Origin of the sequence: Aeromicrobium sp. 636 (assembly GCF_024433585.1) — a bacterium.
GTDB classification, from domain to species: Bacteria; Actinomycetota; Actinomycetes; order Propionibacteriales; family Nocardioidaceae; genus Aeromicrobium; species Aeromicrobium senzhongii.
Map to the genome: position 1 here is coordinate 1 of NZ_WNJU01000008.1, position 9,467 is coordinate 9,467.

Annotated in this window: 7 protein-coding genes; 3 read left to right on the top strand and 4 right to left on the bottom strand. The window is 69.8% G+C overall.

The window, feature by feature from the left end; genetic code table 11:
• The 3 genes from GL325_RS16055 to GL325_RS15485 all read right to left on the bottom strand — a co-directional run.
• Positions 1 to 3,693: PKD domain-containing protein (locus GL325_RS16055; RefSeq protein WP_187770138.1), on the bottom strand; the 3,693-nt coding region annotated here is incomplete at its 3' end.
• A gap of 323 nt (positions 3,694 to 4,016) precedes the next feature.
• Positions 4,017 to 4,676 carry a hypothetical protein gene (locus GL325_RS15480; protein ID WP_187770139.1) on the bottom strand — a complete coding sequence of 220 codons (660 nt, stop codon included), beginning with the start codon at positions 4,674 to 4,676 and terminating at the stop codon, positions 4,017 to 4,019.
• Between the two features lie 15 nt (positions 4,677 to 4,691).
• Positions 4,692 to 5,621 carry a glycosyltransferase family 2 protein gene (locus GL325_RS15485; protein ID WP_187770140.1) on the bottom strand — a complete coding sequence of 310 codons (930 nt, stop codon included), beginning with the start codon at positions 5,619 to 5,621 and terminating at the stop codon, positions 4,692 to 4,694.
• Positions 5,622 to 5,846: 225 nt separating this feature from the next.
• Here GL325_RS15485 and GL325_RS15490 point away from each other — a divergent pair, with 225 nt between their 5' ends.
• Genes GL325_RS15490 through GL325_RS15500 form a run of 3 tightly spaced genes read left to right on the top strand, consistent with a single transcriptional unit; the run spans position 5,847 to position 9,156 of the window.
• Positions 5,847 to 6,866, top strand: a complete 1,020-nt coding sequence (locus GL325_RS15490; protein ID WP_187770141.1) for a glycosyl transferase — start codon at positions 5,847 to 5,849, stop codon at positions 6,864 to 6,866.
• Positions 6,863 to 8,197: a phenylacetate--CoA ligase family protein gene (locus tag GL325_RS15495; RefSeq protein WP_187770142.1), complete on the top strand. Its 1,335-nt coding sequence runs from the start codon at positions 6,863 to 6,865 to the stop codon at positions 8,195 to 8,197. The genes GL325_RS15490 and GL325_RS15495 overlap by 4 nt, the downstream gene beginning before the upstream one ends.
• Entirely contained in the window at positions 8,194 to 9,156 is a 963-nt protein-coding gene (locus GL325_RS15500; RefSeq protein WP_187770143.1) for a glycosyltransferase, read from the top strand. Before GL325_RS15495 ends, GL325_RS15500 begins: the two co-directional genes overlap by 4 nt.
• A gap of 20 nt (positions 9,157 to 9,176) precedes the next feature.
• On the opposite strand, the gene GL325_RS15505 is transcribed toward GL325_RS15500, so the two are convergent.
• Positions 9,177 to 9,467, bottom strand: a 291-nt coding sequence (locus tag GL325_RS15505; RefSeq protein WP_223111353.1) for a hypothetical protein, incomplete at its 5' end; no start/stop codon positions are given.

Consider the following 9,467-nt stretch of genomic DNA (forward strand, 5'->3'; position numbering starts at 1 on the left):
CCCGTCACCGAAGTCCCACGCATACGACTCCACCGACCCATCAGCATCCGACGAGTCCGACCCGTCCACCGACACCGACAACCCATCCTTCGCCACCGCGAAACCCGCCACCGGCGCCACATTCGGCACGGCGATGGTGACCTTGCGGACCGCCTGGTCCGAGCCGCCGCGGTCGTCGGTGACCGTCAGCGTGACGTCGAACTCGCCGTCACGGGCGTACGTGTGCTCGGCCGTCCGGCCCGTGCCCGTCGAGCCGTCGCCGAAGTCCCAGGCGTACGACTCGATGCTCCCGTCCGAATCGGTCGAGTCGGAGGCGTCCACCGTCAGCTTGCGACCCTGGTCGGAGGCGGAGAACGCCGCCGTGGGCGCTGCGTTGGGACCGAGGACGCGCACGGAGCGCGTCACCTCGTCCACCAGTCCGGAGGCGTCGGTGACCTTCAAGGTCACGTCGTACTCGCCCGGCGACGCGTAGGTGTGGGTCGGCTTGGCCGACGTGGCGGTCGCGCCGTCGCCGAACGTCCACGCGTAGGACGCGATGGCCCCCTCGGCGTCGCGCGACCCGGAGCCGTCGAAGCTCACCTTCAGCCCGTCGACGTCCGTCGTGAAGGCCGCCTTCGGCGCCGTGTTGACCGAGCCGGTCGTCGCGAGCTCGTAGTCCGCCCGGACCTCGTCGGCGGTCAGCGGGCGGTCGTAGACCGCCACCTCGTCGAGGCTGCCGACCCAGAAGGGATCGCCCTCCCACGGGGTGTCCCCGCCCAGGCGCCAGTAGCCGTTGTAGGTGTCGGCCGTGGTCACGGAGTTCTGAGCGACCTGGACGCCGTCGACGAACAGCTGCATGCCGGTGGCGGACTGCTGGGCCACGACGTGGTGCCAGGCGCCGTCACGGTAGGTGCCGGTCGACTGCAGGACCTGTTGGGAGCCGTTGTGCACTCCGAACTTCACTCGGCCGCTGGAGTCCATGTAGATGTGCCGGTCGTTGTCAGAGCTCGCATTGGCCGTGTTCGCGCTGCTGCTGCCGAACCCGACGAGCTTGCCGCCGCCCGAGGTGGTCGTCTTGAACCACGTCTCGATCGCGAAGGTGGACGGACTCTGGATCTGACGCTTGCTGACGATCGACTGCCGGTTGGTCCAACCGAAGATCGCCATGCGCGAGGAGCTGAAGCGCACCGACGAGTTGGTCGTGCCGGTCAGGGCGCCGGACTCGTTGCGGGCGATGGTGCCGCCCGTCTGCTGGTACGTGCCCTCGAACCGGTCCGCGCCCGCATCGGCGGCCGTGGTGCCGGATGGCTCGTTCAGGCGCCAGTACAGCTGGGGGTTCCGCTCGAAGACCGCCTTGCCGTAGCTGTCGGCGGGCGCAGACGGGATCTGGCTGGTCCGACCGGAGGCGACCCAGTGACGGTCGACCTCGGTCCGGCCCAGCGCCCGGTCGTAGACCGCGACGTCCGACACGGTGCCGTTGAGGTAGTTGGAGCCGGCGCCCGGCCACGAGGACACGCTGTCACCACCGATGCGCCAGTAGCCACGGATGGCCTGCGCGGAGGTCGCCGAGGCGGTCCCGACACGGACGCCGTCGACGAACAGGGCCTGACCGTCCGGCCCCAGGGTGCCCACGACGTGGTGCCACTGGTTGTCGTTGTAGCCGGAGTTGCTGGACACCACGGAGGTGCTGCCCGGATAGACGCCGAACCGGACGGTGCCGTTGCCCGACAGATAGATGTGGCGGTCGTAGGACGACGACGTGCCCGTGCGCTTGTCGCCGAAGCCGACGATCTTGCCGCCGGAGGTGCTGGAGGTCTTGAACCACGCCTCCACCGAGAAGACGCTCGGGGCGTCCTTGATCGTGCTCGTGGCGGCGAACGAGTTGCTGCCACTGAACCGCGAGGCGAGCGAGCTCTGGCCGATCATCGGTCCGGCCTGGTTCCGCGTCACCGACCCGGAGGTCGTCATGTCATCGAGTCCGGCCCAGTCCAGGACCGGGGTCCCGCTCGTCTCCGAGAGCGGCCAGTAGCTGACCGGGTTGTCGTCGAGCACCGCGTTGGCGTACGGCGTCGTCTGATCCGTCTCGGCGATGGTCACCGACTGCCAGGCCGTGTTGATCGAGTTGCCGAACGGGTCGGTGGCGCGCACCCGGTACTCCGCGACCGAACCGGGGGTGGCGGTCTTGTCGACGAACGCCATGGTCGGGCGGACCCAGAACGTCGAGGACGCCTCGGTGGTGTGCAGCGGTGCTGTCGTCCCCCGCCGGAAGACCTCGTAGGTCAGCTTCGCGTTGTCGGGATCGTGGTTGGCCGGCCACGTGATCCGGGCCTGACCGGTGCGGATCGACTTGATCGCGGCGGTCCACTCGGGCGCGTGCACCGAGGGCCCGATCTTGTTCGGCGCCTTGTCCGACGCGGCGAACCGCACCAGCCCCTGCTGGCGGACGCCGCTCACCGAGGTGAACTCACCGCCGTAGAGCAGGTAGTCGCCGCTGGCGGACACGTCCCAGCCGGCCTGGTCGACGCCACTGACCGATCCGGTTCCCCAGCTGGGATACCAGTGCAGCAGCTTGCCCGCGGGCTTACCGGTGAAGCTGCGGTAGCCCCAGATGTCGGGCGTGATGGTGCGGTCCGACGGCTGCTTGGCGAAGGCCAGCGAGTGGTTCACGTGCCACGGATCGAGCTGGGGGAACTCACCGATGTTGCCGCAGTAGTGCGAGTGCGTGGCCTTGTAGACCGCGCCCTTGAAGGGGAACACCGAGTAGGAGTCGCCGTGGCAGTCCTCCATCCACACGAGGTTGCCGTCCCAGTCGGACCGGAACGTGCCCTCGAAGTCGTCCTCGGTCTTGGAGCCGCCGAAGTCGTAGCCGCTGCCGTAGAGGCCGTCCTCATCGGCGGCGAGGGAGTAGATGGCCGAGTTCTGGCCCGCGTTGCGGATCGTGTCGTTCGTCGACCAGGGGCGCAGGTTCCCGCTGGGATCGAAGACGGCCAGTCCGCGACCGGGCTTCGTGGAGCCGTTGGCCGACGTGAAGGATCCACCGAACGCGATCTTCGTGCGGTCGGGCGACACCACCACGGCCCGGGGCACACCTCCGGCGAGTACCGGGTTGAAGGACTTCAGCGCACCGGTCGTCGCGTCGAGCGCGGCGACACCGGTCCGAGCGGTGTTGCTCACGTTGGTGAACTGTCCGGCGATGTAGACGGTGTCCTCGGTCGCGACGATGTCGTTGACGATGGAGTTGGTTCCGGGCGCCCACGAGGTGATCAGCTGCCCGGTCCGGGTGTCGAAGGCTGCCAGCCGGTACCGGTTGACACCGTCGACGGCCGTGAACGCTCCGGCGATGTAGAGCCGGTTGCCGTCGGGCGACACCGCCGAGCCGAGGACGCGGCCGTTGACCTGGGGAGCGAAGCTCGCATCGAGCACACCGGTGCTCAGGTCGTACGCGAGCAGGTTGGAGCGGGGCGACTCGTTCGTGCCTGCCGGCGCGCCGGCAGGCCGTGCGCTCGTGAACTGTCCGCCGGCGAAGACCCGGCCCCCGGCCGCGGCCTGGGTCCAGGCGATGCCGTTGATCTGGGCCGTGGGGAGCGGATCGGAGCTGACCGTGACCGGCGTGTCCGCCACCGGAGGGGCGGTGTCCGCCTGGGCGGGCACGGCCGTCAGGACGGCCAAGCCCAGCAGGGCGACGATGGACGCGATGGTTCCCCGAGCGAACACACCCCGAGCCGTGGTCTTGCCGGTACGCCCTACCCGGCTCTCGCGTGCTTCTCCAGAAGTGTTCGGTCGCATCTTCAGCCCTCATTCAATGGTTCGGTCCGGGAGCCCGCCGATCCCCAGCGACCCCTCGCTGGCCCCCACCAGCGCGACTCCCCCGCCGTCGAGACTAGGCTCCGCGCCTCCTCGGCGTGACCGCTTTCGGTGGAAAACCGGGCCGACACGCCGTTCTTTTTCGCTGCGATTCCAACCAGAGTGGCCAGTGAGGCCGGTGTGACTGGTGATGCGATCGGGACCGTAGTCACCCGAGGCGACGGTGTGACCTGTCAGCCGGCGACGCGCCCCCGGAAGATCGCGGTCGGCTGACCGGCCACGTAGTCCACCCCGACCGTCATCAGCGGGCGTGCCTTCGTGCCCACACTGAACAGGTACACGCCGTCGGCACGACCGCCCGCCTTCAGCGTGCCCACCATGGGACGGCCGCCCGGTTGCATGATGGGGGCGGCCGGCACGCGATCGGAGCCCGTGTAGGCGTTGACGCTGACGTACCCCAGGTCCAGATCGCCATCCGAGCCGTTCTCGATCTCGACCGTCACCCGCACGGCCGGGCCGCTGATCTCGCCGGCCACCTTCGCCTTGCCCTGGACGGACTCGATCTTCGTGATCTGGACCTGGACGTCACCGCTGGCGCGCACGACCTCGTTCAAGGCGACCGGCTCCAGCTCAGGAGGGATCGGTGACGTCGACCGGGGTCGCCCGGTCTTGGCCTTGTCCGTCTTCTTGCCCGACTTCTCGGGTGCCGCGGACTTCTCGGCGCCGACGGTTTCGGTCGTCGTCGCCGAGGTGGGAGCAGATCGATCCGGGTCGGACGCGGTGGAAGATCCCTCGGACGAGCCGCCCCTTGCGATCGTGAACACGATCACCGCGACGACGGCCACTGCCGCGACCGTCAACGCCACCACGGGCTTCCTGCCGATGGAACTCAAGCCCACCACTCCTTCTCAGTCGAGCGGCTCCCCTTGTGCCCTTCGACGAGACACGCCACCTTGATGGGATACACGGTATGCGTCACGAACTCCGCGGAGGCCCGAAATCCACGGTTCCCCCGATTGGAGGAACTGTCGTCGGCCGCCCCGCCACAGGATGGACTTCGCATGGGGCAGGATGCTGCGACGCCACCGTAGGAAGCCCTCGCGGTCGAGGTGCTTGGCGGCGAACAGCATGCGGTTGACGATGTTGTAGTAGTAGTAGGTTCCCGACTTGGCCTCGACCCGACGGCGCGCGTCGTCCTGGGTCCCGCCCTCGTCGTGCCACGCTTGCGCCTCCCGGACCACTCGCACGGTGCCCCCGGCGTCCTGGACCCGCTTCGAGAAGTCCACGTCCTCCCAGTAGAGGAAGTAGTCGTCGTCGAACCCGCCCGACGCCTCCCACATCGCCGGAGTCGTCGCGAAGCACGCACCGCTGAGCCAGTCGAGTCGATGCTCACCGGGAGCAGCGGGATCACGGCGCGGGTTGCGGATCGCCCCGTCCTCCCACGACATCTGGAGCCCTTGGAACCACGGGCTCCCGTCGGGCCGGCGCACGATCGGCGCGACCACCGACATCGGATCGTGCTCCAGCGCCGCGGCCAGGAGGGCGACGTTGTCCCCGTCGATCCAGGCGTCGGGGTTGATGACCACCATGACGTCCGCACCGAGCTCCCACGCACGGCGGGCGGCGGCGTTGACGCCGGCGCCGAAGCCGAGGTTGCCGGGCTCGCCGACCAGGTGCCATCCCTGCTCATCGGTCAGCGAGACGACCTCGGCGCGGTTGGCGTCGGTCGTGAAGTTGTCCACCACCACCACGGACCAGTCCTCGTGACCGGCCACCATCTCGACCAGATTCTGACGCAGGAGGTCGGCGTTGCCGAAGTTGACGGTGCTGATCGCCACCCGCGGACCGGTCACCGTGCCCCGGCTCCGGACGGCTCCCAGCTCTTCACGCAATCGCTCCCGTCCCCGCTCTTCGGACCCATATGCTCAGAGAGTCCACGGGGGACTCCCGGACACAGTATGCCCACGGCCCGACCGCCGCGGGGCCTGCGGAAGGATGTGGCAAGAATCCGAATTCTCCACCGGCCGGACGGCCGGACCGTGATTCCGGCGAAACCGCGCGTGATGCAGTCGTTCAGGGCGCCGCGCGCGACGACCAACCCGTACATCACGCAACTCGATCTCTCCTTGGCCCGGTCGAGCCAGGTGACCCACGAGCGCTTCTCCTGGGCCGGTGCGCTCTTCGGCCGGTACGACGTCTTCCAGTGGCACTGGCCCGAGGGCAAGTTGGAGGGCACCACCTGGTGGAAGACCGTCGGCAAGTACCTGCTGACCTGTGCGATCGTCCTGCGGCACGCCGTCTCGCGCCGCATCGCGGTCGTGCGGACGGTCCACAACGTGGAGCTGCCCGACGTGAACGCCCCCCGGCGGTGGCTCCTGCGCATCATCGACCGGCAGGCCGACCACCGGATCGTGCTCAACACCTTCACGCCGGTCCCGGAGGGCGCCCCGTCCTCGCTGATCCTGCACGGGCACTATCGCGACTGGTACGCGCCCCAGCCGAGGTTCGACCCGGTCCCGGGCCGGCTGGCCGCCTTCGGAGCCGTCCGTCGCTACAAGAGCCTCGACGCCCTGCTCGACGCCTACGCCGGAGCCGTCGAGCACCGGCCCACGCTGAGCCTGCACATCGGCGGACGTCCGTCGAGCCCGCAGATCGGGCAGGAGGTGCGCGACCGGACCGCCGCACTGCCCCAGGTCGAGCTCACCCTGACCTTCCTCACTGATGCCGAGCTGGTCCGACTCGCGACCTCGGCGCAGCTGATCGTGCTCGCCTACCGCTTCATGCACAACTCCGGCAGCGTGCTGGCTGCCCTGTCCCTCGACCGGCCCGTCCTGGTGCCGCGCAACGCGGTCAACGAAGAGCTGGCCGACGAGGTCGGACGGGACTGGGTCCTGATGTTCGACGGAGACCTGACCGCCGAGCAGCTGCTGTCGGCCCTGGACCGAGCCGCGGCCCTGCCGGCGGGTGCCCGCCCCGACCTGAGTCGGCGCGACTGGGATCTGGCTGGGCAGGCCCACGCGGATGCGTTCACGACGGCCCTGGCGGCCAAGCGTGGTGTCTCGGCGACGGCGGTGGTCGCATGATCCGCGAAGCCGCCTTCCGCACCAAGCTCCTCGCCGCGGGGCGCGACAGCGTGTCCGCCTACCGGGACTTCCTCCGGGCCGATCGCCTGCCCCCGGACGAGCTCGAGGGGATCGGCCGGCGTCGTGTGAGCGAGCTGGCGCAGTTCGCCTTCGCGCAGAGCCCGTTCTACCGGACTCTCTACGGCGACCACGGGTTCACGGCCGACGACCTGGCCGATCCCGCGTCGTTCGAGAGCCTGCCGTTCGTGACCAAGTCGGACCTGCGCGAGCACTTCGAGTCGATCCGCACGCCCGAGGCCACCCGTCGCACGAGTGCCGTCTCCCGCACGGGCGGCAGCACCGGGCTGCCGGTTCACCTGCTGCGCGACCTGCGGTTCCCGTCGCGGGCCCTGGAGTGGCGCCTGTTCCACTGGTGGGGCGTCGACCCCTGGGAGGACCGGGCCATCGTGACCCGGCACATCCTCACCGGCAAGACCCGGGTCAAGCACGACCTGGCGTGGCTGCCCTCACGACGCATCCAGCTCGACGCCTACCGGATCACCGATGAGACCGTCCGTTCCTTCGCGCACCAGTGGAACCGGGTCCGGCCGCCCTTCCTGCTGGGCTACGGCGGCGGCGTCCTGGACTTCGCGCGGCGTGCTGCGCGGTTGGGTCTGACCCTCGAGCCGCCCCGCGCGATCGCCGTCACGGCCGCGCCCCTCACGGCGGGCACCCGTCACGAGATCGAGAGTCTGCTCGGGGCCCCCTGCTACGACCACTACCGGTCCGCCGAGGTTCCGTGGCTGGCCGGTGAGTGCCAGGCGCAGGCGGGGATGCACGTCTTCGCGGACGTCCGCCGGGTCGAGATCCTCGACGATGACGACCGGCCCGTCCCCGCCGGGCAGGAGGGCCACGTCGTCGCGACCGACCTGACCAACCGGGTCTTCCCGATCATCCGTTACCGCCTGGGGGACATCAGCAGCCTCATGACCGGGTCCTGCGCGTGTGGTCGCACGCTGCCACGGTTGGGCGCGATCTCGGGGCGGAACTCCGACGCCCTGCGCCTCCCGGACGGCACCACCATCGCCGGCGCCATGGGGCACATCTTCGACGACCACCCGCTCTCGGTGGCGCGGTTCGAGATCGAGCAGGCGGCCGACTACGCGATCACGCTGCGGTGCATCCCCGGAAGCGGTCCCGACGCCGACCGGGGCATCGCCCATGCCGAGTCCATCCTCCGGCGAGCCACGAAGGACCTGGTCCCCGTGACGGTCGAGCGCGTCGACCACATCGACCAGGTCGGAGGCAAGATGCGGTTCATCCGCAGCGCGGTGAACGTGGACCCCTCGTGAGTGGGGCGGAGCACCTCGCGGTGGTGGTGGGCATCCCGACGTACCGGCGGCCCGAGAAGCTGGCCGAGCTGCTCGCGAGGCTGCCGGCACGCATCGACGAGGTGGCTGACTGCTCGGTGCGCGTCGTCGTGGTCGACAACGACCCGGCGGGCTCGGCGCGGGACGTGTGTGCGCACTCCCCCGTGCCCGTGGTCCACCACGTCGAGCCCACCCCGGGCATCGCCGCGGTGAGGAACCGGATCCTCGCCGAGTCCCAGGACGCGGATCTGGTCGCGTTCATCGACGACGACGAGCGTCCGCTGCCCGACTGGCTGGCCGCGTTGGTCTCGACCTGGCGCACGCATCGCACCGACGCCGTGATGGGCCGGGTGATCTCGGTGTTCGCGCAACCGGTGGACCCCTGGCTGCGTGAGACGGGCGTCTACCGACGCCGCGAGCGCGTGACCGGCAGTGCCGTCCCGGTCGCCGCGGCGGGGAACCTCCTGGTCGATGTCCGACAGCTGCGCGACCGATCCGTCCGCTTCGACGAGAGGCTCGGGCTCGCCGGTGGCGAGGACACCCTGTTCAGTCGGCTGCTGGCCGACCGGGGTGGTCGGATCGTCTGGTGCAACGAGTCGCGCGCCGAGGACGAGGTACCGGCCGACCGGCTCACGCGCGAGTGGGCCATGCGACGGGCCTACAACGGGGGGAACCTGGCGACCCAGGTCGACCTGCTGCACGCCACGAGCTTCGGCGAGCGAGGGCTGATCCGGCTCAAGTCGGCCGTGGGCGGGCCTGCACGGATCGCGGTCGGGTTGGCCCGCCACTTCTGGGGCCGGCTGACCGGCCACCTGACCCACGATGCCCGCGGCCTGCGCACGGCGTACCGGGGATGGGGCATGACGACCGGTTCGTTCGGGCACCTCCACGAGCACTACGAGCGCCCGGCAGCGGAGTCGACCACCCAGCCGCAGGGCTGAGCGTCAGCGCCCGATCCGCATCACGGCAGGGGCTTGGAGAACCCGCCGATCTTCTTCACGCCGGTCGCCTGTCCCGTCGCCTGGGCGATCTTCGCGGGCAGCGCACGCGGCACCGTGGCGAGGGAGGCGATCAGTCGGCCGAGTCCATCGGTGATCGCCGCGCCTTCGGTCAGCGTGGACTGTGGGTCTTGTCCGGTGGCGTTGCGGAAGGTGGTGAGGGTGGGGAAGGATTCGGTGCCTTTCTTGCCGTTGGCCCAGCAGGCGAAGCGTTCGGGGTTCTTGGGTGAGGTGCGGTGGTAGGCGTTGCCGTT

Coding starts and splice junctions, on each gene's coding strand:
- GL325_RS15490 (WP_187770141.1), top strand. CDS start 5,847: ATGCAGTCGTTCAGGGCGCCGCGCGCGACGACCAACCCGTACATCACG.
- GL325_RS15495 (WP_187770142.1), top strand. CDS start 6,863: ATGATCCGCGAAGCCGCCTTCCGCACCAAGCTCCTCGCCGCGGGGCGC.